Source organism: Mitsuokella jalaludinii (assembly GCF_928722185.1).
Classification (GTDB): Bacteria; Bacillota; Negativicutes; order Selenomonadales; family Selenomonadaceae; genus Mitsuokella; species Mitsuokella jalaludinii.
The window spans coordinates 1,596,887-1,621,813 of the sequence record NZ_CAKMXA010000001.1 but is presented as its reverse complement, the minus strand read 5'-3'; the positions used below and the strand labels follow the sequence as shown (position 1 = coordinate 1,621,813).

23 protein-coding genes are annotated in these 24,927 nt (G+C 58.1%); 11 read left to right on the top strand and 12 right to left on the bottom strand.

Annotation, left to right across the window (positions count from 1 at the left end; genetic code table 11):
* Nucleotides 1-15: 15 nt before the first annotated feature.
* Together QDI87_RS07575 and QDI87_RS07570 are read left to right on the top strand one after the other, a co-directional pair.
* Nucleotides 16-822, top strand: coding sequence for an AzlC family ABC transporter permease (locus QDI87_RS07575; RefSeq protein WP_404810300.1), 807 nt, complete (start codon nt 16-18; stop codon nt 820-822).
* The gene (locus QDI87_RS07570) at nt 812-1,123 is read left to right on the top strand and encodes an AzlD domain-containing protein (protein WP_036378211.1); all 312 of its coding nucleotides are present in this window, start codon (nt 812-814) and stop codon (nt 1,121-1,123) included. Before QDI87_RS07575 ends, QDI87_RS07570 begins: the two co-directional genes overlap by 11 nt.
* A gap of 67 nt (nt 1,124-1,190) precedes the next feature.
* On the opposite strand, the gene QDI87_RS07565 is transcribed toward QDI87_RS07570, so the two are convergent.
* The 5 genes from QDI87_RS07565 to QDI87_RS07545 form a co-directional block, all read right to left on the bottom strand.
* Nucleotides 1,191-3,251, bottom strand: coding sequence for a sensor domain-containing diguanylate cyclase (locus QDI87_RS07565; RefSeq protein WP_278743378.1), 2,061 nt, complete (start codon nt 3,249-3,251; stop codon nt 1,191-1,193).
* A gap of 204 nt (nt 3,252-3,455) precedes the next feature.
* Nucleotides 3,456-5,018, bottom strand: coding sequence for a sodium/pantothenate symporter (gene panF / locus QDI87_RS07560; protein WP_278742769.1), 1,563 nt, complete (start codon nt 5,016-5,018; stop codon nt 3,456-3,458).
* Nucleotides 5,008-5,274 carry a DUF997 family protein gene (locus tag QDI87_RS07555; RefSeq protein WP_278742766.1) on the bottom strand — a complete coding sequence of 89 codons (267 nt, stop codon included), beginning with the start codon at nt 5,272-5,274 and terminating at the stop codon, nt 5,008-5,010. Before QDI87_RS07555 ends, panF begins: the two co-directional genes overlap by 11 nt.
* Nucleotides 5,275-5,418: 144 nt before the next feature.
* Nucleotides 5,419-6,714 (bottom strand): O-acetylhomoserine aminocarboxypropyltransferase/cysteine synthase family protein, encoded by a 1,296-nt coding sequence (locus QDI87_RS07550; RefSeq protein WP_055162702.1) that lies wholly within the window; start codon nt 6,712-6,714, stop codon nt 5,419-5,421.
* Nucleotides 6,715-6,822: 108 nt separating this feature from the next.
* Nucleotides 6,823-7,470 carry a hypothetical protein gene (locus QDI87_RS07545; protein ID WP_278742765.1) on the bottom strand — a complete coding sequence of 216 codons (648 nt, stop codon included), beginning with the start codon at nt 7,468-7,470 and terminating at the stop codon, nt 6,823-6,825.
* Nucleotides 7,471-7,950: 480 nt separating this feature from the next.
* Between QDI87_RS07545 and QDI87_RS07540 the strand changes: the two genes are divergently transcribed.
* Nucleotides 7,951-8,076: a hypothetical protein gene (locus tag QDI87_RS07540; protein ID WP_278742763.1), complete on the top strand. Its 126-nt coding sequence runs from the start codon at nt 7,951-7,953 to the stop codon at nt 8,074-8,076.
* Between the two features lie 137 nt (nt 8,077-8,213).
* On the opposite strand, the gene QDI87_RS07535 is transcribed toward QDI87_RS07540, so the two are convergent.
* Nucleotides 8,214-9,125: a YitT family protein gene (locus QDI87_RS07535; RefSeq protein ID WP_244881930.1), complete on the bottom strand. Its 912-nt coding sequence runs from the start codon at nt 9,123-9,125 to the stop codon at nt 8,214-8,216.
* 248 nt (nt 9,126-9,373) lie between these two features.
* Between QDI87_RS07535 and QDI87_RS07530 the strand changes: the two genes are divergently transcribed.
* The 3 genes from QDI87_RS07530 to QDI87_RS07520 are packed head-to-tail and all read left to right on the top strand — an operon-like array spanning nt 9,374 to nt 12,995.
* Nucleotides 9,374-10,120, top strand: coding sequence for a DeoR/GlpR family DNA-binding transcription regulator (locus QDI87_RS07530; RefSeq protein WP_255240530.1), 747 nt, complete (start codon nt 9,374-9,376; stop codon nt 10,118-10,120).
* A gap of 7 nt (nt 10,121-10,127) precedes the next feature.
* Entirely contained in the window at nt 10,128-11,036 is a 909-nt protein-coding gene (gene pfkB / locus QDI87_RS07525) for a 1-phosphofructokinase (protein ID WP_278742761.1), read from the top strand.
* Between the two features lie 33 nt (nt 11,037-11,069).
* Nucleotides 11,070-12,995 (top strand): PTS fructose transporter subunit IIABC, encoded by a 1,926-nt coding sequence (locus QDI87_RS07520; RefSeq protein WP_278742759.1) that lies wholly within the window; start codon nt 11,070-11,072, stop codon nt 12,993-12,995.
* Between the two features lie 358 nt (nt 12,996-13,353).
* On the opposite strand, the gene QDI87_RS07515 is transcribed toward QDI87_RS07520, so the two are convergent.
* Entirely contained in the window at nt 13,354-13,815 is a 462-nt protein-coding gene (locus QDI87_RS07515) for a CYTH domain-containing protein (RefSeq protein WP_278520661.1), read from the bottom strand.
* A 195-nt stretch (nt 13,816-14,010) separates the two neighbouring features.
* Here QDI87_RS07515 and QDI87_RS07510 point away from each other — a divergent pair, with 195 nt between their 5' ends.
* Together QDI87_RS07510 and QDI87_RS07505 are read left to right on the top strand one after the other, a co-directional pair.
* Nucleotides 14,011-15,294, top strand: a complete 1,284-nt coding sequence (locus QDI87_RS07510; RefSeq protein WP_036378174.1) for an LCP family protein — start codon at nt 14,011-14,013, stop codon at nt 15,292-15,294.
* 320 nt (nt 15,295-15,614) lie between these two features.
* Entirely contained in the window at nt 15,615-16,862 is a 1,248-nt protein-coding gene (locus QDI87_RS07505) for an NAD(P)-dependent malic enzyme (RefSeq protein WP_036378170.1), read from the top strand.
* A 637-nt stretch (nt 16,863-17,499) separates the two neighbouring features.
* On the opposite strand, the gene QDI87_RS07500 is transcribed toward QDI87_RS07505, so the two are convergent.
* Nucleotides 17,500-17,724, bottom strand: a complete 225-nt coding sequence (locus tag QDI87_RS07500) for a hypothetical protein (protein WP_036378166.1) — start codon at nt 17,722-17,724, stop codon at nt 17,500-17,502.
* Nucleotides 17,721-18,059: a winged helix-turn-helix transcriptional regulator gene (locus tag QDI87_RS07495; protein WP_051652266.1), complete on the bottom strand. Its 339-nt coding sequence runs from the start codon at nt 18,057-18,059 to the stop codon at nt 17,721-17,723. The genes QDI87_RS07500 and QDI87_RS07495 overlap by 4 nt, the downstream gene beginning before the upstream one ends.
* A gap of 91 nt (nt 18,060-18,150) precedes the next feature.
* Here QDI87_RS07495 and QDI87_RS07490 point away from each other — a divergent pair, with 91 nt between their 5' ends.
* Both QDI87_RS07490 and QDI87_RS07485 read left to right on the top strand, forming a co-directional pair.
* Nucleotides 18,151-18,645 carry a nitroreductase family protein gene (locus QDI87_RS07490; RefSeq protein ID WP_278742757.1) on the top strand — a complete coding sequence of 165 codons (495 nt, stop codon included), beginning with the start codon at nt 18,151-18,153 and terminating at the stop codon, nt 18,643-18,645.
* 27 nt (nt 18,646-18,672) lie between these two features.
* Nucleotides 18,673-19,320 (top strand): YczE/YyaS/YitT family protein, encoded by a 648-nt coding sequence (locus QDI87_RS07485; protein WP_036378161.1) that lies wholly within the window; start codon nt 18,673-18,675, stop codon nt 19,318-19,320.
* A gap of 75 nt (nt 19,321-19,395) precedes the next feature.
* Here QDI87_RS07485 and QDI87_RS07480 read toward each other — a convergent pair whose 3' ends face one another.
* Entirely contained in the window at nt 19,396-20,661 is a 1,266-nt protein-coding gene (locus tag QDI87_RS07480; RefSeq protein ID WP_036378159.1) for an oligosaccharide MFS transporter, read from the bottom strand.
* Between the two features lie 280 nt (nt 20,662-20,941).
* On the opposite strand from QDI87_RS07480, the gene QDI87_RS07475 reads away from it, so the two are divergent.
* Entirely contained in the window at nt 20,942-21,916 is a 975-nt protein-coding gene (locus tag QDI87_RS07475) for a LacI family DNA-binding transcriptional regulator (protein ID WP_278742755.1), read from the top strand.
* Between the two features lie 127 nt (nt 21,917-22,043).
* Here the strand turns inward: QDI87_RS07475 and QDI87_RS07470 are convergent, their stop codons facing one another.
* The gene (locus QDI87_RS07470; RefSeq protein WP_036378155.1) at nt 22,044-23,519 is read right to left on the bottom strand and encodes a glycoside hydrolase family 32 protein; all 1,476 of its coding nucleotides are present in this window, start codon (nt 23,517-23,519) and stop codon (nt 22,044-22,046) included.
* A gap of 31 nt (nt 23,520-23,550) precedes the next feature.
* Nucleotides 23,551-24,900, bottom strand: coding sequence for a coiled-coil domain-containing protein (locus tag QDI87_RS07465; protein WP_081828469.1), 1,350 nt, complete (start codon nt 24,898-24,900; stop codon nt 23,551-23,553).
* Between the last annotated feature and the right edge of the window lie 27 nt (nt 24,901-24,927).

The following is a 24,927-nucleotide window of genomic DNA, read 5'->3' as shown; positions in this document are numbered from 1 at the left end:
GCAGGAATCGAGAAAATGCGACAGAAAGGGGTTTTCTCTACGGACATGACGGAATCATTTGAATCAGCGCTCGCGAAGACCAGGCGCGAGGTCTTCCTCGAGGGCGTCCACGACGGCATGCCGATCGCGCTCGGCTACTTCGTCGTCTCGTTCACGCTCGGCATCGCCGCCCGCAATGCAGGGCTCGACCCGCTGCAGGGCTTCCTCGCGAGCTTCTTCAACAATGCCTCGGCCGGCGAGTACGCGGGCTTCACGGTCATCGAGGCGGACGCGCCCTACCTCGAGATCGTCCTCATCACGATCGTCGCCAACGCGCGCTACATGCTCATGAGCTGCGCCCTCTCGCAGAAGTTCCAGCCGGGCACCTCGATCTGGCATCGCATCTTCGTCGGCTTCGACGTGACCGACGAGATCTTCGGCATCACGATCGCGCGCAAGGGCCCGCTGAACCCCTACTACAACTACGGGGCCATGGCGCTCGCACTGCCGGGCTGGGCCGTCGGCACGTCACTCGGCGTCGTCGCAGGCAACATCCTGCCGCCTGCCGTCGTCAGCGCCCTCTCCGTCGCGCTCTACGGCATGTTCCTCTGGGTCATCATCCCGCCAGCCAAGAAGAACCGCATCGTTGGCGGCCTCGTGCTCGCAAGCTTTGCACTCAGTTACCTCGCCTCCATCCTTCCGGGGATTGCCTCATGTTCCTCCGGCACGCGCACGATCATCCTGACTGTCCTGATCGCGGGCATCGGCGCCGCACTCTTCCCCATCCGCGAACCACAGGGACAAGACGGCTCCCAGGAAGGAGATGACCGCCATGCAGCATGACATCTACATCTATCTGCTCTTGATGAGTGCCGTGACGCTCGCAATCCGCATCGTGCCGCTGACGCTCATCCGCGGCCAGATCAAGAACGGCTTCCTGCGCTCCTTCCTCTTTTACGTGCCCTACGTGACGCTGGCCGTCATGACCTTCCCTGCCATCACCGAAGCCACCCAGACGCCCGTGAGCGGCGCGCTGGCCCTCGTTTTCGGCATCGGCCTCGCCTGGTACGGCGCGAGCCTCTTCAAGGTCGCCTCGGCCTGCTGCCTCGTCGTCTTCCTCACAGAGCTCGTGCTCGTCGCCTGACCATCTCCACATGCCAAAAAGCCTCTGGCTTCCTCAACGAGGAGCCAGAGGCTTTTTATATGCAAGTTCAGCTATCACGGTTAGGCGTACACCCCTCGGCGGAGCCATCGGAGCTTGCCAGTTCCTCATACATGAAATGCCCATCGATCAGCGTCGCGTAGAAGACCTTGCCGTAGTTGACATTGTCGGCCTGGCGCCAGATGGCGAAGACCTGCTTGTCGTGCCCCTTCACCGTGTGGACGCAATACGTCATGCAGTGCGGGCGGTCCGGCTCGCGGACGGTCTGCTCCCAGACCATTTTCGTCATGCGCTCCCGGTCACAGGGGCAGACGACATTCGGCGCGTACTCCTGCGTGAACTCCATGAACTCGCGGATATTGCGACATTCGAGCATCTCGACCATCGTCTTGTTGACGAAGAGGATCTTGCCGTCCGGCTTCGCCTCCGAGACGAGCAGGGCCGTCGGCAGGTTCTTGGTGATCGTCTCGAGGTTGAAGCCGAGCGACGTGCGGTTCAGGCTCTCCATCGAGGGCTCATAGGCGCGATAATGGTTGCGCCCGCGCAGCTTGACGGCGTAGAGCGCCGTGTCCGACTCGTGGAAGAGGCGCGAGAGCGGCATGCCATCGCCGCGGTAGAACGTGTAGCCGATAGAGACAGAAAACGAATGCGTCTCACCGTCATACGTGAAGGACTTCTTCTTGTTGGAGAACACCTTGACGGCGGCCTGTGCCGCCTCTGGCTCCGTGTCCTTCATGAAGACGACGAACTCATCGCCGCCATTGCGGCCGATGATCTGCTCGTGGCCGAAGTTCTTGACAAGATCCCGCGCCAAAGTGCGCAGAGCCTCGTCGCCAGCCATGTGTCCATGCAGGTCATTGATGAACTTGAAGCCGTCGAGATCGAGACTGACGAGCGCGCCATGCGAGGCAGGATGCTCCCTAAGCCAGTCTGCAATCTCCTTGTCAAGGCCCATGCGGTTGAGCAGGCCCGTCAGCACATCGTGCTGCGACATGTAAGTGAGATTGCCCTGCGAGGCCGCCACCTTCCCGACCATCGCCTGGAAATTGCGGCTGAGTTCACCGATGTCATCGAGCTGCGTGTCGTACAGCTTGATATCGTAGTTGCCCTCGCCGACTTCCTTCGCCGCTTCGATGACGCGCTGCAAGCGCTCTGACAGGCGGTTGATCATGTAAATCGGCAGCAGCGAAGCCATGATGCAGACGGCGATGAGGCCCATGCCCATCTGCATCATGGCCCGGTGCGTACGACTGTAGATCTGCGGCTTCTGGCGCAGGTCGATGATGTTCATGCGATTGCGCAGGGCCCTGATGCCCGCAATGCTCTCCTGGCCATCCCAGCTGTATCGCAGCATCTCATCATCCGTCCGTCCCGCTTCGGCCACCGTGTCGGGCGAATCGACGAGCCGGATGCCCTTCTCCGCCACAGGAGTGCCAAGAGGTGCCTCCGGCGAATACTCCATCGAGCCCGTGGCATCGCACAGCATGATCATGCCGTGCTCGCCCTTCGGCGGGTTGGCGTAGAGCCTGTCGATGAAGGCCTGGAAGTCTATGTCGATGCCGACAATCGCGACCATGACGCCGTCCTTGTAGATGGGGCGTAGGTACGAGATAATGTAGCGGTTCAAGTAAGAAGAATAGTACGGCTGCGTCCAAGCAGCCTCGCCCTGATCCATCAGATAGGCAAAGGCGAGCACATGGCGCGGAGCCGTGTGGCCAATTTCCTCTTGCTGCTTGGCCAGGACATCGTAGAATGTCGAGTCGCGGCCATTGGAAGCCTTCCAGAGCGCCGAGATATTCTCGGATGGATAGTAGAGATAGTACGAGCAGATGATGTGGAGATTCGTACTGGCATCCTGGAAGTCGTGGTCGACCGACCGTGCCAGATGCTGCCGGAAGGAGAGGTCGCGCAGCTGCGCAGGATCGTCGACCTTCCGTGAGATGGCATTGGCCGTATAATTGACGATATTCTCGGAACGCAGGAGCTCATCGTCGATGATTGTCGCCGTCGTGTCGACGAGGTGGTTCATATTCTGAATTTCATAGTCGTAAGTCAGGTGGGAGATGGTCCAGAGGCTGATGCCTCCCACACAGAGAGCCATCAGGATCATGCCAGCCAAGCACACCGCCAAAACTTTTCGTTTCAGTGAGTAAAACAGCTTCATCCAAAGATCCTTCCTGCCTGTCAGTACGGAGTCAGCCAGAACGCCCTCACATAACTGCGGCCTGCATCTCATGGATACAGATTATTCTTTCCAAACATTTTTCCATAACGGATTCTATATAGTATTCTCCACCATCCCCGCGAAATCCTGTCACTCCTTCAAGTATTTTTGTCCCCCCCCGAGAGGACAAGGTTCTTTTGCCGTGACAAAAACCTCCGGATTGGGCTTATGGCTCTCGGGGAAAAAGACCCTGAGCACTCTCTCCTCCTGCGGCTTGCCGAGGTAGGCGCCGAGCAGGAAGAAGGCGAGCGAGACGGTGATGCCGATGGTGATCTGGTGAAGCCCCATGAACTTGAAGCCGAGGCCCTGCGTCAGGCAGTAGGCAATCGTGCCGCCGCCCATGGAGAGCACGGCTCCGAGCTTGTTGGCCCGCCGCCAGAAGAGGCCGAGGAGCAGCGTCCAGAAGAAAGCCGTCTCGAGGCCGCCGAAGGCGAACATGTTGATGAGCCAGATGAGGCTCGGCGGCGTCAGGGCGATGCAGAAGACAGCGACACCGATGACGGCCGTCGCCAGCGTCGAGAGGCGGCGCAGCTGGCGGCCCGTGACGGTGCGGCCATGCTTCTCCGCGTGGTGCAGGTAGACATCCTTGACGATGGCCGACGATGCGACAATCAAGAGGCCCGAGATCGTCGAGATGGATGCCGCGAGTGGCCCGATGATGGCGAGACCGACGAGTGCGGGCGGCAGAGCCGTGACAATTGTCTTCGGGATGATGTAATCGACGCCGCCGTAGCTCTCAAGCGGTCCTGTCAGCACGCCGTGCGCGAGGATGCCCGTGAAGTTGATGCCGATGTTCATGAAGCCGACGACGACCGTGCCGATCAGCATAGCCTTGTGCAGGCTCTTCGTGTCCTTGTAGCTGATGCCGCGCACGACGGACTGCGGCAGCGCGATCGTGCAGATGCCGACGAGGATCCACTGCGTCAGGTAGAGTCCGACCGGCATGTGGCCACCCGAGAGCGGCTCGAGCATCTCCGGGTGGTTGGCATGGATATTCGCCATGATGGCCGCGTAGCCGCCGCCCGCATCGAGGACGTAGTAGAGCAGGAGCGCAATGCCAATCATCATCATGATGGCACAGCACGTATCCGTGATGGCCACGGCGCGGAAGCCGCCGATGCTCGTGTAGAGCACGACGACGAGGCCGAAGAGCAAGAGGCCCATCTCATAGCTGTATCCCGTGACCGTCGCAAAGAGCTTCGCGCCGCCGACGAACTGCGCCGTCATCGTGCCGCAGAAGAACAGCACGATGATGAAGGCCGCGAGCGTCGCCAGTCCGTCCGACTGGAAGCGCTCGCGGATAATGTCGACGACCGTGACCGCGTCGAAGCGGCGCGAGAGCATGGCCACGCGCTTGCCGAAGATGCCGAGCACAAGGAAGATGGCCGTGACCTGCACGACCGCCATGTAGACCCAGCCGAAACCGATCTGCCAGGCCATGCCCGGCCCGCCGACGAACGAGCTGACGGAACTGTACGTCGCCACCGTCGTCATCGCGAGCACAAAGCCGCCGAGGTCGTGATTGCCGATGAAATACGTCTGCACGAAGTTTTTGCCGGCATTCTGCCGGCGCACCCAGAAGCCGATTGCCACCATGAAGCCCATAAAGACGAGCAGCGGCAGCAGGGCGGAAAGATTTCCCTCACTTGTCATGGCGGACCTCCTCTTCCGAATCGTCAAGGCTCATGTCCACAAATACGGTCGCCGTTAAGATCTTGACGCCGATGATGGCAAAGAGCCAGATGCCGATGGTCGCGGTCCAGACCCAGAGAGGCAGGTGGAAGAACTCCACCGGAATCCCCGCCAGGCCAAAGCCGGCGGCGATCCACGCCCCGATGAGAATCAACAGCAGCAGGGCCGTCCCCGCCGCCTCTTTTCGTACCTGCCGGTACTTCTCGTAGTTATTCATTGTTTTCCTCCTTTGTACAGTCGCATCCCCATTGATGCGTACCGTCATCCCCTATGATGGCACAAAGGAGAGATTTTGTCAAAAAAAGAGGAGCTGCGGAGAAGCTCCGCAGCCCCATTGGGTAGAGAAAAGTATATCAAACGATCAGTCAAGAGCCTTGAAGGCCTGGTCGAGATCGTAAATGATATCATCGATGTGCTCCGTGCCGATGGACAGGCGAATCGTCGACGGCGTGATGCCGGACGCAGCGAGCTCCTGCTCGTTCATCTGGGAGTGCGTCGTCGAAGCCGGATGGATGACGAGCGACTTGACGTCGGCAACATTGGCCAGCAGGCTGAATACCTGCAGGTGGTCGATGAACTTCTTGGCCGCCTCAGCGCCGCCCTTGATCTCGAACGTGAAAATCGAGATGCCGCCATTCGGGAAGTACTTCTTGTAGAGCTCATGGTCCGGATGGTTCGGCATAGCCGGATGGTTGACCTTCTCGACATGCGGGTTCTTGGCGAGGTAGTCGACGACCTTGAGCGCGTTCTCGACGTGGCGCTCGACGCGCAGCGACAGCGTCTCCGTGCCCTGCAGCAGCAGGAAGGCATTGAACGGCGAGAGCGTAGCACCCTCATCGCGCAGGATCAGCGTGCGGATGTACGTCGCAAAAGCTGCCGCGCCGACATCTTTGGCAAAGCTGATGCCGTGGTAGCTCGGGTTCGGCTCGACGAACTGCGGGAACTTGCCCGAGGCAATCCAGTCGAACTTGCCGCCGTCGACGATGACGCCGCCGAGCGTCGTGCCGTGGCCGCCGATGAACTTCGTAGCCGAGTGGACGACGATGTCCGCGCCATACTCGAACGGGCGCAGCTGATACGGCGTCGCGAACGTGCTGTCGACGACGAGCGGGATGTTGTGCTTGTGCGCGATGTCAGCGACAGCCTGGATGTCGATGAGGTTGGCATTCGGATTGCCGATGGACTCGATGTAGACGACGCGCGTGTTCTCCTTGATAGCCTCCTCGAAGACCTCGACGCCCTTCGTCGGGTCGACGAACGTCGTCTCGATGCCGTAGTTCGGGAAGGTGTGCTCAAAGAGGTTGTAGGTGCCGCCGTAGATCGTCGTAGCCGCGACGATGTGCTGGCCGTGGTGGACGAGTGCCTCGAGTGCATACGTGACAGCCGCAGCGCCAGAAGCGACGGAGACAGCTGCGACGCCGCCCTCGAGTGCCGCGATGCGCTTGGAGAATACATCCTCCGTCGGGTTCGTCAGGCGGCCGTAGACGTTGCCGGCATCCTTGAGTGCGAAGCGATCCGCTGCATGCTGTGCATTGTGGAAGACGAACGACGTCGTCTGGTAAATCGGCACAGCGCGCGCATCCGTAGCAGGATCAGCCTGCTCCTGGCCAACGTGCAGCTGCAGCGTCTCAAAATGATACTTTCTCTCTTCACTCATGAAAACCGGCCCCTTTCAAAAAAGCTTGTTGCTCGTAAACATACTTGATTAATATGTTTACATTATAGTTGTAACCATGTAACTTGTCAAGCTAAGATCGCGAAAAAATCAGGACTTGGCCGCCGTTTTTTTCGCGCTGTCCGCAGCGGCTGAACCCCTGTCCAGCGGCCAGAGGAAACCGTGCAGGTCAGCGTCGCGGATGACGCGGTCCATGCAATTCAGCGCGAGGTACGAAGCCGTACCCGAAGATGAGTACTCGTCATCGAAGAAGTCAGAGGCCTTCTTGTGGACGAGCTTGTCCTGCGCGCGATCGTAGACGATGAGCTGGACCTCTGCACGGCTGTGCAGGATCATGCCGCGGTCCCAGTACCAGCTCATCGTCGTATACTGCTCATACGCCGCGACAACAGGGATGACGACGAGGTCAGCCTGGAGCTTCTCGGCAATAGGCTTTGCCATGTCCTTGATGCGGACCTTGCCCGTCATATCCCCCTCCACCTCGTCCCAGGCGGTGAGGCAGTCCTTCTCAGGGATGTAGGTGACGGCCTTGAGCGTCGCGTTGAGCGGCACGTGCAGCGCGCGGTCGATCTTCCGCTCCAGCTGGTCCTGCACCGAAGCGTCCGGCTGTTGCCAGCTCTCGATGACAAGCGGGAACTGCGCGATGCGCTGCGGCTGCCGCTCCGCGGCCAGAGCCGGGACCGCGAGGATGAGCAGGAGCAGCATGGCAATACAGGTGCGGGTGATGATGTTTTTCATGAGAATCCCTCCTTTTAAGGTGGTATGTTGGGTGAAATGTTTGGGGTGATATCGAGGGTTGAAGGCGGGGCTGGTGCGGCCGGCAGGGGCAGGGCCAACGCTCCGTAGCGCAGCTGGCTAAAAGATTTTTCAGCCTTTAATATAGCCTTGAAAAGGAACGAAAACGCGCTGCGCTTGAACGATCGTTCTTTTCAAGGGAATCAGTGTGGGCTGAAAAATCTTTCTTGACGCCAGCTGCGAATACTCCGCTCTTGTCCCCGCCCCTGCCGACATGCCACGCCACAAGTGCCTGCCTCGGGGGCGGCCTTTGGATTGTTACTTGCCCCACCCAAGACAGGACGAAGTTTCACCTTGCCTTACTAGACAGAAATATTCCCTCGGCCATGGTAGGTGATTCAATAGATGCGCTCAAAAGGAATGTTCGAGAGCAACGGGGCCCAAGACCCGAGCAAGGCCACTACCGTAAATGGAGCATTTGCAATGGCCGTCAAGAAAATGTCCAAGAGAAACGAAGCCAAAGGCTGTGGCCGAGGCGCTGACGTAAGCGGAGCTTTGGCGATGGCCGTCAAGAAAATTTTTTCAGGCTACAAGCTGTCCTTGCCGTGAATCGTCGTCCAAGCGAAGCGCGTTTAGATTCCCGGCAAGGCTTGATTAAATGCCTGAAAAAATTTTTAGGCCATCGCCGAGCGCAGCGTCGGCAGTGCCTCGGCCACAAGCCGCCTTCCTTTGCCAGCCCGCCAATCTCAATGGATTGCCTTCTTCTTGAAGCGCCCGCCGACGATGTCGTGGACGGCGTTTATGGTGACGAAGGCGTTCTCGTCTTTTTCGAGCACGATTTCCTTGAGCTTGTCGACCTCAAGGCGCGTGACGACGCAGTAGAGCACTTCCTTCGGCTCGCCGGTGTAGCCGCCCTGACCGTGCAGCAGCGTGACGCCGCGGCCCAGGCGGTCGTTGAGGGCCGACGTGATCTCATCGTGCTCATTCGTGACGATCATGACGGCGTACGACTCGTCGAGGCCCTTGATGACGATGTCGATCATCTTCGAGATGACGAAGTAGGCGACGAGCGAGTACATCGCCTTGTCCCAGCCGTAGAGAAGGCCCGCACTCGACAGGATGAAGAGGTTGATGAACATGACGACCTCGCCGACCGAGAAGACCGACTTGCGGTCCATGATGATGGCGACGATCTCCGTGCCGTCGAGCGAGCCGCCCGCGCGGATGATCAGGCCGACGCCGAGACCGTCGATGATGCCGCCGAAGATTGCTGCGAGGAACGGGTCATCCGTGACCTTCGGCAGCGGCGCAAATACCGCCGACCAGACCGACAGGATGCAGATGGCAATCGTCGTCGCAATCGCGAAGTTCTTGCCGATCTGCTTGTACCCGAGATAGAGGAACGGGATGTTCAAGAGCACGAGGAACACGCCGAGCGACAGTCCCGTGATCGATGACATCATGATCGAGATACCGACGACGCCGCCGTCGATGACATTGTTCGGGATCAGGAAAAGCTCGAGGCCGATTGCCGCAATCAGCGCACCGACAAAAATCATCAGGTACTTCTTGACATAGAACGAAGCCTTGCGGTGCTGGCGGATGACAGATTTTGCCTTCGCCTCCGTCACGCCGGGCAGGCTGTGGATATCACTCATACAATTCTCCTACTTTCCAATTGGTTTTCTTCCTATATAACTTTATTATAGCGAAAAAGTATACGCTCATCCATGAAATTATCGTGAAAAAGCTTCCATCTGTTACAAAAATCTTTTCGTATTGCTCATTCGTGAAAACCGCCCGGCCTTCGCACGCCTTTCTTCGTATTCTTTCATATTGTTTGCTGGTTGTGATTGACTTTGATTGACTTTGATGATATTATGAAAATACAGAAAGGGTGAAAGCCATGCTTACGGAAGAACGATATGCGACCATCCTGCGCATCCTCAAAGAGAAACAGGCTGTGACAGTCCCCGAGCTCACCCGGGCGCTCTGCACATCGGAATCCACCATCCGGCGCGACCTGACCGCGCTCCACAAGCGCGGCATGCTCTACAAGGTCTACGGCGGCGCGACCTCCATCGACAGCAACTACACCGCGATGGAAGAAGACATGCCGACCAAGAGCAGCCGCTGCACCGAAGAGAAGATCGCCATCGCGCGACGGGCGGCCAGCCTTGTGACCCGCAAGGACTTCGTCTACATCGACGCCGGCTCCACGACCCTGCACATGGTGGACTTCCTGCAGGAACGCCAGGCCGTCTACGTGACAAACGGGCTGCCCCATGCCTCGCGACTGTCCCTCAAGGGCTTCAAGGTCTTCCTGCTCGGTGGCCGCCTCAAGGCTGTCACCGAGGCCGTCATCGGCACAGAAGCCCTGCATAACCTAGAGCTCTACAATTTCACCAAAGGATTCTTCGGTGCCAATGGCATCAGCATCAAGTCCGGCTTCTCTACGCCGGATTCGAGCGAGGGCCTCGTCAAGAGCGAAGCCCTCTCGCGCTGTGAGCACGCCTACGTGCTGGCCGATCAGTCGAAATTCAACAAGATCTCGCCGATCACCTTCGCCAACATCTCGAGTGCGACCATCATCACCGGACATCTAAGAGACAAGAAGTATCGGGATTGCACGACAATCCTGGAAGGAGAGTAAGAGAAGAATGATCTACACCGTAACTTTCAACCCCTCGCTCGACTACATCGTCCGCCTCGATTCCTTCACGGCCGGCGAAATCAACCGCGTGAACTACGAGCAGGTCCTCGGCGGCGGCAAGGGCATCAACGTCTCGATCGTCCTCGGCAACCTCGGCCATGAGAGCACGGCTCTCGGCTTCACGGCCGGCTTCACGGGCGAAGAGATCAAGCGCCAGCTCGACGGCTTCGGCGTCAAGCACGACTTCGTCCAGCTGCCGGAGGGCTTCACCCGCATCAACGTCAAGGTCAAGGCCGATAAAGAGACGGAGATCAACGGCCAGGGCCCGGACATCAGCGAGGCCAAGCGCGAAGAGCTCTTCGAGAAGCTCGATACGCTCGCCGAGGGCGACACGCTCGTGCTCGCCGGCTCCATCCCGAAGACGCTGCCGGACGACATCTACGAGAAGATCATGGCCCGCCTCGAGGGCCGCGGCATCCGCATCATCGTCGATGCCGAGAAGAAGCTCCTGCTCAACGTCCTCAAGTACCATCCGTTCCTCATCAAGCCGAACAACCATGAACTCGGCGACATGTTCGGCGTTAAGCTCACGACGGACGAGGAGATCATCACCTACGCCAAGAAGCTCCAGGAGAAGGGCGCACAGAACGTCCTGATCTCGATGGCCGGCGACGGCGCCATCCTGCTGACGGCAGACGGCAAGCACTACAAGAGCCCTGCTCCGAAGGGCAAGCTCATCAACTCCGTCGGCGCCGGTGACTCGATGGTCGCAGGCTTCATCACGGGTTACATCGAGTCGCAGGGCGACTTCGAGACGGCCTTCCACATGGGTGTTGCCACGGGCTCCGCTTCCGCATTCAGCGAGAACCTCGCCACGCGTCCGGAAGTCGAAGCACTCTTAAAGACAATCATCTGATTCATTCTACATACAGTGTAAGGAGAGGAAACTATGCGTATTACTGACTTGCTCAAGAGCGAGAGCATCGCGCTTGGCCAAAAGCCTGCTGACAAACAGTCGGCAATCCGTCAGCTCGCTGACCTCATGGCAGCCTCTGGCAATCTTTCCGACAAGGAACAGTATCTCAAGGACGTCTTCGCCCGCGAAGCTTCCGGCACGACGGGCCTCGGCGACGGCATCGCAACGCCGCACGCCAAGAGCACTGGCGTCAAGGAAGCAGGCCTCGCCGCTATGACGGTGCCTGAAGGCATGGACTTTGAGTCCATGGACGGCAACCCGGCCCGCCTGTTCTTCATGATCGCCGCTCCGAATTCCGCCAACGATGCACACATCCAGATCCTGCAGCAGCTCGCCATGATGATCATGGACCCGGACTTCAAGGAAGCTCTGATTGCCGCCAAGACGAAAGAAGAGTTCCTGCACCTCATCGACCTCAAGGAAGATGGCAAGTTCGAAGCGCCGAAGGCTGAGGCCGCAGAAGGCGACAGTGCAGCCGCCGAGGAAAAACCGGCCAGCGACCACATCCAGGTCCTCGCCGTCACGGCCTGCCCGACGGGCATCGCCCACACCTTCATGGCAGCCGAGAGCCTCGAGCAGCACGCCAAGAAGTGCGGCATCTCCATCAAAGTCGAGACGAACGGCTCCGGCGGTGCCAAGAACATCCTGACGGACGAAGAGATTGCCGCCGCTGACGGCATCATCGTCGCCGCCGACAAGAACGTCGCCATGGCCCGCTTCAACGGCAAGAAAGTCGTCATCACGAAGGTCGCCGACGGCATCAACAAGGCCGATGAACTCATCGACCGCGCCCTCAAGGGCGATGCGCCGGTCTACCATGCATCGGGCAGCGACACGGAAGAGAGCGCTGCTGACGTCCAGGGCGAGAGCCTCGGCCGCCAGATCTACAAGCACTTGATGAACGGCGTCTCCCACATGCTGCCGTTCGTCGTCGGCGGCGGTATCCTCATCGCCCTCGCGTTCCTGTTCGATGATTACTCCATCGACCCGAAGAACTTCGGTTCCAACACGCCGCTCGCAAAATTCTTCAAGGATATCGGCGGAGCCTCCTTCGGCTTCATGCTGCCGGTCCTCGCTGGTTTCATCTCCATGTCGATTGCGGATCGCCCGGGTCTCGCCGTCGGCTTCGTCGGCGGCGCACTCGCCGGTACGACGGGCTCCGGCTTCCTCGGCGCGCTAATCGCCGGTTTCCTCGGCGGCTACATCGTCAACTTCCTCAAGAAGGCCTCGAAGTGCCTGCCGGACTCCCTCGAGGGTATCAAGCCGATGCTCATCTACCCGTTCTTCGGCATCCTGATCATGGGCTTCATCAGCCTCTTCATCATCGCGCCGCCTGTCTCCGCCATCAACGGCTGGATGGTCGACACGCTGAAGAACATGGATCCCTCGGCCCGCATCTTCATGGGCATGATCGTCGCCGGCATGATGGCCGTCGACATGGGCGGCCCGATCAACAAGGCTGCTTACGTCACGGGCACGGGTCTCCTGGCCTCCGGTGAGTTCCACGTCATGGCTGCCGTCATGGCAGGCGGCATGGTCCCGCCGCTCGCAATCGCCCTCTGCACGACGTTCTTCAAGAACCGCTTCACCGAGAGCGAGCGCAAGGCCGGCGTCACGAACTACGTCATGGGCCTCTCCTTCATCACCGAGGGTGCCATCCCGTTCGCCGCAGCTGACCCGCTGCGCGTCATCCCGGCCTGCGTCGTCGGCTCCGCCGTCACGGGTGCCCTGACGATGGCCTTCGACTGCACGCTGCGCGCACCGCACGGCGGCATCTTCGTCGTCCCGACCATCGGCAACCCGCTGATGTACCTCGTTTCGATCCTCGTCGGCGCCGTCGTCGGCTGCCTGATCCTCTCCATCCTCAAGAAACCGCTCAAGGACGGCGAAGACAAGTAATCTCATTGCACAAAATACTAAGAGCGCTGAACCGCGTATATCGCGGTTCAGCGCTCTTTTTTATGACACTTCATGTTATCCACAAAGAAATCCACAGGTGTGGATAACATGGCGACAGGAGAGAAGTCTCTCATTTTCCTACAATAATATATACAGATGCCTGTGCATACTGTGGCTAAAATCCCCGCCACTTATTCACAAAATCTGTGGATATTGTGGATAAATTCGTGGATAACCCAATATATACGCATGACTGCTACCATTATTCCTATATCTTGGGGTTTCTATGACCCATTTTCGCACGCCAGCCTGTGGATATCTCAAAGTGGCTGAGCAGACTTTATGCACAGCCTGCCGTTCACTTCCAGTCCCGATACGGATGGCGAATCAGGCTCGCGTTGTAGTAGCGCGCATCGCCCGAGACTTCCGCCCCGACCCAGTCGGGCTTGGCAAATGCGGCATCCTCTGCAGGCAGCTCGATCTCCGCTACGACGAGCCCTTCATTCGCGCCGGCAAAGACGTCGACCTCCCAAGTATAGCCCTCATATGGTACAAGATAGCGCCGCTTCTCGATGAGCGGCTGCTCGCAGAGCGCGAGCATCGCCTCCGCGTCGGCTAAGGGTATCTCGTACTCGTACTCCGCGCGCCGTATGCCCGCATTGCGCCCCTTGACTGTCAGATAGCCCTTCTCGCCCTTGATGCGCACGCGCACCGTGCGCTCCGGCACGGTGGACAGGTACCCCTGCGCGATGCGCACGCCATTTGCCTGCGGCCGCCAGCCCTCCTTGACGAGGAATTTTCGTTCAATCTCTGCTGCCATGATGTTTCATCCTTTCTCTATGCGTCTTCCCCCATTCTACCATCTATCCATCCTTTTTTCAGGCATAGCCGCTACGATATACGGTGGATATCGATAAAGTAATTGCACATCGTGCGCGCTTTCCTTATAATGTAACTATGAATATCCCCTGCTGGAATAGCAGGGATTTATATTTGATTTTGTGAAAAAGAAGGTATCATCTTGCAAACGAATCCGATCCCGCCTCGCCAGCCGCGCCGTTCACGCCGCCGGCACCGAGGGCTCCTCTGGGGACTCCTGATCATCGCCTTTATCGCGGCCGCCGCCATGGGCGCACTCTTCGCCTCGAACAGCCTGCTCGACAAATCATCCGATGATGTCGTAGAGGACGGCCTGCTGACGGCCAAGGACAAGACGACAATCATGATCATGGGTGTCGATGAGCGCGACGACGATGTCGGCCGCAGCGATACCTTGATGGTCGCGACGCTCGACCCGAAGAAAGACCATGCTGCTCTGATGTCCATCCCGCGCGATACACGCGTCAAGATCAAGGGCCACGGCTGGGATAAGATCAATGCAGCCTACGCCTACGGCAGCGCCAAGGGCGGCCCGGAAGCGGGCGAGAAGCTCACACAGCGCACCGTCGAGGACTTCCTCGGCGTCAACATGGACCACTACGTCGTCATCAACATCCAGGCGTTCCAGAAGATCATTGACGCCATCGGCGGCATCGACATCGATGTCGAGAAGCGCATGTACTACGAAGACCCCTGGGATGACGACGGCGGCCTGATCATCGACCTCCAGCCGGGCATGCAGCACATGGACGGCAAGACGGCCGTCACCTACGTGCGCTACCGCGACGAGGAGGGCGACATCGGCCGCATCAAGCGCCAGCAGAAATTCATGAAGGCCTGCATGGACAAAATCACATCCCCGGCCATCATCCCGAAACTGCCAAACGTCATCAGCGAGGTCATGTCCTCCGTCAAGACCGACCTCTCCTTCCGCCAGCTGCTCGAGTTCGCCGGCACGCTCAAGGAAGCCCAGAAGAATGGCCTCAAGACGGAGATGGTACCGGGCAAGCCGCTCTACATCGACGGCGTCAGCTATTGGATACCGGACCTGCACAAGTTGCGCACGACGCTCGCCGAGACGCTTGGCATCACGCTGAACGCCAGCGAGAAAGCACAGCTCGACCGCGCCCAGCATGAGTACGAGAGCTCTATCCCGGCTGGTGCGACCTCGTCGCCATCCACGACAAAGGCGAAGAGCAGTTCAAACACGAGCAGTGCCAAGAGTTCGAGCAAGAGTTCTTCCTCGAGCAACAGCTCTCAGAGCTCGACTTCGCGCAGCACAAGCCGCTCGAGCTCCGAGGGTGCGAGCGAGCACTCCACGAGCAGTTCCCACGCGGGCAGCGCGCACACGACAGCCGCTCCGGCAGAGACGGCACCAGCCGCCCCGACACGCAGCAGCAACACCGCCAAGACACAGTGACATCACTTTACTGAAACAAAACGAGCCTTTGCCGACAATTCATGGAGGATACCGCCATAAACTGTCGAAAAGGCTCATTTTATTATGCCAATTTATTTTCCCATTAATAAATCATATTTGTATTTTCATTTCAACAACAATATAATAGTATGCAACATGTTTTACAACCTTTGTAATACTTACGGATAAAGTTTCAAAAAAGTGTAACATTCATCACCATCATAACGAACTCATATCCCATCAAGGCGCCATCCGGCCTTGATTCCCACCAGAGCCGGACAGAGGCGAGAATACAAGAAACGAGAAAGGAAGTCTTCCCCATGAGCAAATTGAACGACCAGGCATTGGCCCTGCATAGAGAACACCACGGCAAGATCGAGATGCACAGCAAGGTCCCCCTCCAGAAGGCGAAGGACCTGACGCTGGCCTACTCGCCGGGCGTCGCTGCGCCGTGCTTGGAGATTCAGAAGGACTACAACAAGATCTATGACTACACCAACAAGGGCAACACGGTCGCCGTCGTGACGAACGGCAGCGCTGTACTCGGCCTCGGCAACATCGGCGCTGGCGCCGGCCTGCCGGTCATGGAAGGCAAGTCCATCCTCTTCAAGGGCTTCGCGGGCGTCGACTCCGTCCCCATCTGCCTCGACACGCAGGACGTCGATGAGATTGTCCGCGCCGTCGAGCTCATGGCGCCGACATTCGGCGGCATCAACCTCGAGGACATCAAGGCACCGCAGTGCTTTGACATCGAGAAGCGCCTGCAGAAACTCGATATCCCGGTCTTCCACGACGACCAGCACGGCACGGCCATCGTCGTCGTCTCGGCCCTCATCAACGCCTTCAAGCTCACGGGACGCAAGTTCGAGGAGTCGAAATTCGTCCTCAATGGCGCCGGTGCCGCTGGCCAGGCCATCACGCACCTCATTTACAGCATGGGCGGCCGCAACATCATCCTCTGCGACCGCATGGGCGCCATCTACGAAGGCCGCAAGGAAGACATGAACCCGTACAAGGACGCCATCGCCAAGATCACGAACCCGCAGCATGAGGCAGGCCAGCTCAAAGACGTCATCAAGGACGCCGACGTCTTCATCGGTGTCTCCGTAGCCGGTGCAGTCACCCAGGACATGGTCCGCTCCATGAAGAAGGACCCGATCGTCATGGGCATGGCCAACCCGACGCCGGAAATCATGCCGGATGAGGCCTACGCTGCCGGTGCCCGCATCGTCTGCACGGGCCGCAGCGACTACCCGAATCAGGTCAACAACCTGCTGGCCTTCCCAGGCATCTTCCGCGGCGCTCTCGACGTCCGCGCGAAAAAGATCAACGAAGAGATGAAGATGGCTGCCGCCAAGGCCATCGCCGACCTCATCGACGAGAGCGAGCTCGATGAGCAGCACGTCATCACGAGCCCGTTCGACCCGCGCGTCGCACCGCACGTCGCCGCAGCCGTAGCAGACGCCGCCATCAAGACCGGCGTCGCCCGCATCACCGACATCACGCCGGATGAAGTAGCCGAGCACACCCGCCAGCTCCTCGCCGCCGAGCACGCCAGCGAGGCCTGAGCCTTACTACACGCAGATATATACGCAAAAAGAGGCTGTGGCAAAATGTAAAACCATTTTGTCACAGCCTCTTCCTTATTTTGTATAAAGAAACATCCTTACAGAGAACACGAACTATGCTATACTAGATACGTTGCCGCCCCTATACTGGCAGCAGGAAGGGGGCCTATCTACTGTGGATACTTTTTCGATGTCCGTTCTTGCTGGAGTAGTATCGTGTGCAATTTGGTACTGCGTCCAGAAATGGTTAGAACGGTAGCGGCAACACGTTCTTAGCCTGTTGGTCAGCCAATCCCTTCATTCGGGAGCAGCTGACCTTTCTTAGTATGAAAAAGGCTCCCAGGTGTGCAAACTGGAAGCCTTTTGACCTATCTTACGATAGATACTTTTTCGATTACTCTTAGTATAGCACATATTGCAAGGTGAAGCAAATAAAAGCATCAACAGGTCTAGCTTTTTTTATGCCTTTATTATAGTACACCCCGCTGATAAGTCAAGCATCGAGGCCTCTTACACAGGTTCAGAGCAGTTGGCCACCAGGCACACAAACAAAACATGAGCCGAAAGAATAGAATACATCAAGAGCCGAACATCAAAAGGTGTTCGGCTCTTCGGGAAGAATTATACAGAACATTCGTCACTCAGCTTGCAGACTCTTGTCGAGCTCTTTGGCCAACTCGAGGTCTGACGCGGGATTCTGGCCCGTGATAAGTTCGCGGTCATGTACGATATGGCTGCCGTACATGCCATCGACGCGCATCTTGCCGCCCGCGATCTGCAGGGCTTGTTCGACATGGAACGGCATCTCCGTGCCTTTCGCGACTTCCCCCGGCCATTCCTCGGCGTCCGAGAGGACCGTCATTCCTCAGCCCCGGACAGTATTCTCTGCTTCATATTCTCCTTGCCCCAGTCGCACATTGCCTCGATGATAGGAGACAGACTCCGGCCGAACTCGGTCAGACTGTACTCTGTGCGCGGCGGCACGACGGGATAGACCTCGCGGTGGATGACGCCGTCTGCCTCGAGTTCGCGGAGCTGCTGTGTCAGCATCTTCGGCGTCGCCTGCGGAATCAGGCGGTGCAGTTCACCATAGCGGTGCGTCCGCTGCATCAGATGCCAGAGGATGATGCATTTGTATTTGCCGCTGATGTATTCATTGTAGCCGCAAAGAATCTTTTTGTGAAGAATGCACTTTATTGTATGATAGTATCTAAAAGGATAGTATTGAGGATAGATATGCATCTGCTATAATGAACATAGACAAAGACAAAAGAGAAAGGATGATTCCATGAACGCCATCTTCCCCCGCACGAGCGTCCGCAAATTCGAGGACAGGCCCGTGGAGAAAGAGAAAATCGAGAAAGTGCTGCAGGCGGGCTTTGTCGCGCCGTCAGCGGGCAATCAGCAGCCCTGGGAGTTCTACGTCGTGACAAAGCGCGAGACGATTGAAGAGCTCTCCAGGACCAGCCCTTATGCCGTCGCCGCTGCCAAAGCCCCTGTCGTGCTCGTCATCGCCGCCCGCACGGATGTCATCTTCCCGACGATCACCGACATCGACTGTGCGATTGCCACCGAGAACCTCTGGCTCGAACTCGAAGAGCTCGGCCTCGGCGGCGTCATGATGGCTGTCTCCCCCGTCCCGGACCGCATCGAGAAAGTCGGCAAGATCCTCAACCTGCCCGACAACCAGTACGCCTTCGCCCTGCTGCCCTTCGGCTACCCCGTCGGCAAAAAGCCCCAGGTCGACCGCTACGACGCCAAGAAAATCCACTGGGTCGAGTGAATACATCTTCACGAAAGAAGGATTTATTTGTCTACGCCAAAACGCTATCTATTACTGATCCTAGCGGTCATGATTCAGTCGGCTGGCATTGCTCTCGTGGTCAAGAGCCTCTTGGGCACGTCGCCGATCTCGAGCCTGCCGTATGTCCTGAGCCTGATCTCGCCGTTCACCTTCGGCCAGACGACGTTTGCTGTCAACATGGTCTTCGTCGTCTTTGAGCTCTTGATGCTGCGGCGCGACTTCCCGGCTGTCTTCTGGCTGCAGATCCCCGTGACCATCCTCTTCGGCTTCTGCATCGACTTCTTCATGAATCTCTTCACCATCGTGCCGGATGCCTATGCGCTCAAGCTGCTGCTCTGCCTGCTCGGCACGGCGCTCGTCGCGCTCGGTGTCGCAGGGCAGGGCATCGCCGACGTGCTCATGCTCGCCGGCGAAGGCGCTGTCTACACGTTCGCGCATCAGTTCCACATCGACTTTGGCAAGGTCAAAGTCGGCAACGACGTCAGCCTCGTCATCATTGCCGCCATCGTCTCCCTGGCCAGCCTCGGCACCATCGAAGGCATCCGCGAAGGCACGCTGATGTCCGCCCTGCTGACCGGTATCTTCGCCCGCTTCTTCCTGCGCCACCTGAGCCGCGTCGACGCCCACGGCCGCATCTACCTTTCCCTGCACTAAACAAGAAATTAGATAGCACAACAGCCTCTGTTTCAAATAAAAAACAGAGGCTGTTGTGCTATCTAAAAAATCCTTTTAAAGCGGCTGACCTTCAACACTCTCATTATCCTTCTTGAGGACGATAAAGGCGTAAATGCTGGCCACGCAGACGATGCCGGAAATCACGAGGAACGTGCTCTGGTAGCCGATGTTGTCATGCAGGGCGCCGAGCGGCGTCGAGAAGATGATCTGGCCGACCTGTGCGGCAATCTGGAAACCGACCATGTAGAGCGTCGTCGAAATACGCGTATCGAAGTGAAGCGTGAAGTAGCGGAAAACAGCGAGGATGAAGAGGGCCGTCTCCGGTGCGTGCAGCAGCTTGATGATGGCGACACCCAGAGGATTCGTGACGAGGCCGCAGCCGCCGATGCGGACGATCATGATGGCGCAGCCGAGCAGGATGGCCTTGCGCACGCCGATCTTGCGCATGAGGATCGGCACGAGGCCCATCATGAGGAACTCGAGGAAGACTTCGATGGAGTTGAGCACGCCGTATGCCTGCTGGCCTGCTTCCGGCGTCGAGAAGAAGCGCGTGAAGAACTCCGGGAACATCTGCTGGTCGAAGACCGTGTAGAACGTCCAGCTCATGATAACGAAGACGATCATCTTCCAGACATCGATGAGCTTGAACACACCGATGATCTCGCCGAAGGACGGCGTCTTGCTCTCCTTGAGGGTTTCCGACTGGACTTCATACTGGGACGTGAGCGCTGCGTTCTTCTCCGGCGACAGCGCAGCCAGGACAACGAGCTGGACAGCAGCGACAACAGAACCCGTCCAGAAGATCAAGTACGGATTCATCGTGAAGAGGAAGCCCGCGCAGAGCGCCGCAACGGCATAGCCGAACGAACCCCAGGCTCTCGCCTGGCCGTACTCAAATGAGTAGCGGCGGCTCAGGCGCTCCGTCACCGCCTCGAAGACCGGGCAGGCCGCGAGGAATGCGATGGAGAGGTAAATGGCACCGATCACCGCGCCGACGTAGAAATTCGCTGCGAGCATCGGCACATAGACCCAGGTGAAGAACGGGCCGACGAAAATCTGGCAGACGACGATGAACTTCAGCAGTGTTTTCTTCATGCCGAGCTTATCCTGCAAGGAACCGTAGACAAACATCAAGACAAGCGTCACGGCAGATCCGAAGGAATAAATCGTGCCGACCTGGGCGCCTGTGAAGCCCTGTTTCGTCGTCAGCCAAATCTGGAAGAAGGACCACCAGATGCCCCAGCCAACGAAGAACAGCAGGATCTCAAGCGAGCTTGTCCTGTAAAATGGATTCGAAAAAGCCTTCAAAAGATTCCCCATGATATGTTTCCCCTTTCCCCCATGGAATATCTCGTTTATCGAACCGATTCGATAATCATATCTGGAAAATCGAAGCGTTTCTTTCGATTTTATTTCATCGAACCGCTTCGATACTTTTATTATATCCACCTTGCATCGTTTTGTCAATCATTTTATCGTATTTATTTTTCTTGTCACTGTCATTTCATTTATCTGAAAAATCATCAATGATTTCAGGGATGTGCAATGCGGCTGGGATTGTGGTAGACTGAACACAAGAAGAACAGAAAGGACCCACTCTATGGCAAGAATCAAAGATGTCGCCAAGCTCGCTGGCGTCAGCACCAGCACGGTTTCCCTCGTGCTCAACAATAAGGGATACGTATCAGCCGCCACGCGGGCCAAAGTCGAGGCCGCTGTCAAGGAGCTCCACTACGTCCCGAGCGAGGTTGGGCGCAACCTCTCGCTCAACCGTACGAACCTCATCGGCGTCATCATCCCCGATGTCGCCCATCCCTTCTTCGCGGCCCTCTTGCACGAGATTGAGATTGCCCTCTACGATTACGGCTACAAGACGATGATCTGCTCGACAGGCGAGAAGAAGAACGCCGAGCTCGCCTTCCTCGAGATGCTGCGCCGCCACACGATGGACGGCCTGATCATCGGCGCGCACGCCCTGCACATCGAGAACTACCGCCACATCGACCTGCCCGTCATCGCCTTCGACCGCTACCTCTGCGACGAGATTCCCATCATCCGCGCCGACCATCATCAGGGCGGCCAGCTCGCTGCCAACGCATTGCTGCGGCGCAATCCGCATCACGTCGTGCAGATCACGGGCGCACAGACCGTCCACACGACGGCCCACGAGCACGAGGACATCTTCGCCAGCTGTATCGAAGCAGCTGGCGTGCAGCTCGACAGCATCGTCGTCCCGGCCAACGCCCTGCAACCCAAGGACTTTGCCGCAGCCGCCCGTGAGATCTTCGAGCGCTATCCCGATGTCGATGCCATCTCCGGCGCTGACCTCGGCGCCATCTGCGCGCTGCGCGAAGCCAGCCGCCGCGGACGCCGCTGCCCCGCTGACCTCTCGATCGTCGCCTACGACGGCACCTACCTGACGCGACTCGGGCCGCAGACGATGACAGCCGTCGTCCAGCCCATCCCCGCCCTCGGCCGACGCGCCGCCGAAGCCATCGTGCGCCGCATCCGCAGCGAAGATCTGCCCTCGCTGACGCCGCTCCCCCTGACCTTCCAGGAGGGAGAAACCTGCTGATGCAAAAGGCGGTCCGTGACTCGTTCGAGTCAACGGACCGCCTTTCGTTTTGGGAAATGTCATTCTTGGAGTTCTTGAAATTCTTGGATTGTCAGAGCTTCTATCTCAGGGGGAAACTGAGACAGGCTCAAAGTGTACTCGTCTGCAATCCCGTCAGCGTGACCTCGCTACCAGCGGAGAAGATGCCCCACTGATGTTCCGGCAGGTCGTACATGCGCGTGCTCAGTGCCATCTGGTCATTGATGTAGAGCACGGCGACCGTGCCATCGATGAGCAGCGTGAAGTCATAGCTCTCATCCGGCTGGAGGCTGACCGGCACCGCCAGCTCAGGCTTGGCCGCATGGACACGAGAGGTATCGGTGTTGTAGAAAGCGACCTGCTGCTTCGCCGGGTCAAAGACGAGATTCAGGGAGCCGGTCTGGTTCGGGCCCACATTGAACATGAGGCCGAACTGCCCCTGCTGCTTCGCCACCTTGAAATGGCCCGTGATCTTGCGGATGCCCTCCATCTTCGGCATCACGACATCGGCATAACCCGTGCCGTCAAAATGGTACGACTCACCAGCACCATTCACAGTACCGCGCTCGGTGATTGGCGCCATCTCCACCGGTTTCTGCATGCGCTCGGTCATCTTCTCGACTGGCACCGGATAGAGCGTGCCGTCCTCGCGCTGCTTGAGCTGATGCGCGACGAGATTGCCCGCCCAATCCGTCGGGTTCTTATCCTTACCTCCGGCCTTGGTCGGCGTCCAGCCCACCAGGTAGAGGTTGTCCTTGTCCTCGACCATCTTGCCCGCATAGAAGCCGCTGGCATCGAAGTAATCGCGCTCCGGCTTGACAAACGGGCCCTTGGAGTCCTTCGCCATGCGGTAGTGCACGACGCGCGACGGCCACTGATCCGAGAACGTCAGGTACCAGTAATCGCCGTACTTCAGCAGCGTCGGACATTCCATATTCGCGTCACTGCCCATATCGTTCTCGAAGAAGATGCCTTGGTCTTCCCAATGCTTGAGATCCTTCGATGTGTAGAGGGCGATGACGCCGCGCGCCTTCTTGCTGCGCGTCGTGATCAGCATCCAGTACTCGCCGTAATCCTCATTGTAGAACACATTCGGATCACGGAACGTATCGTCGTAGATATACGGCTTGCTGCCGTGGAACGAATCCTCGGGGACCTTCTGCCAGCTCACGAGGTCGCGGCTGATCGCGTGCATGATCGTCTCCTTCGGCATGCTGCGCCAGTTGAAACCCGTGTAGAACGCATGGTATAGCCCATCCTTGCCCTTGACCACCGAGCCCGTGCCGAGCGCGGAGTCCTTGGCGAATTCATTGCTGGTGTCATAGGGAATGACCTTGCTGTCGTGCTGATAGTCGGTGAAATCCTTCGTCGTCAGAAGGCTCCAGGGGTGGAACCCCGTATCACCGTCACGCAGGTCCTCCAGATAGAAGATGCGGAACTCTTCTCCATCGAAAAAGGGCATCGTATCGCCCACCCAGCTGTAGCCGGAGTCCGGGAAAATAGACGGATAAGCCAGCACTGGAGAATTCGTGAGGCAAAGGCTGGAAGCCGCCAGCAAGGCCGCCATAATCTGTTTTTTCATCATTCATGCCATCCTTTCATCTCGTTCATGCGGCTCAGAAGTATACTTCCCACTGCGCGCGGAAGAAGCTGTAGTCGTCCTTCTTGCCCGTGAGCGTGCCCAGGCCCGGGTCAAAGAGGCCCAGCTTGCCGTAGGTGTAATGGAGCAGGAGCTTCGTATTGCGCACCGGCACGAAGTCCGCACCGATGCGGAGGCCGTTGAACTCGCCGGCACGATGATCCCATACCGAGCGGCCTGGATTTCTCTCCGTGAGCTCTTTGTTGTAATCACCATTCGTCGGGTCGATGATATCGTCGTTGAACCAGTTCGTCATGCCGCTGTGGCCACGCTGCAGGTACTTCTTGACGTAGATGTCGAACGAGCCCGGCACATCTGGCCGCGCCTCTTTGTACTGCAGCTGGATGAAGTGCGACTTGTTGAGCGTGTCCGAATCCGACTTCGCCATGGCTGCGCTGAGCTTCAGGTCGCGGTTGAGCTTCGTGTCGAAGCCCACGGAGAGCGTCTTCCGGCTCATATGGTCGTCACGGCGCGTCATCTTGCCGTAGTGAGACGTGATATTCGTGTTCTTGGCCACCGGGATCTCACTGATCAGGGACAGAACGCGGAAGTTCGTGCTGCCGCCTTCCCCCCATGGGTCAAGCTTATTGTCGCGATCGCCGTAGAGGATCTTGCTGTACGTATTGCCCGAGTTCAGCGTGAACATCGCCTTGCGGCCCCAATGCGTCGGCACGCCGTAGCTTGCCTGCCAGCCATCCACCTTCTCGTCGAACGTAAACTTGTACGGCGACTGCAGGTAGAAGCGGCCGACCTTGACATCGACCTCGCCGACATGGCCCTGTGCGTAGAGCTGCAGGACCGGACGGGAATACTTTTTGCCGCCATCCTTATCGTAACCGCCATCGCCCTCATAGGCACCGTGGTTGTTCGAGAGATTGTTCTCGAACTCATGCTCGCTGTGCAGCGACCACTTGTCGTTGATGCGGTGGTTGACAAAGAGGTTCATCCAGACCGACTTCATATCGATTCCCTTGAAATCCTCGAAGTGCTGCTTATCCCAGCGGAAGCGGCCATAGCCGTGGATGTCGACGGCCGGCTGATCCGTCTTCTTCTCGACCTTGCTCACGCGCTTATTGAGGCTGTCGAGCTGCGCGTTGAGGCGTTTCTGGAGCTCCTGCGCCTCGTAGAGCTGCTCCTCCAGCTGGCTGCGCAGCTCCTTCAAAGACTCCTGCGTCACAGGCTCCTCTGCGGTCTCTGCCTGGACAGCTGGTGCACCGCCCTGCTTGAGCTGCACTGCAGCATCAGCGGCAGGCTGTGCGCCGACCGTACCAAAGGTTCCGAGCACCAGAGCAGGAACCAGACCACAAGCCAGTAATCTCTTTTTCATGATTCTCCCTCCAAGTATCATCTCAAC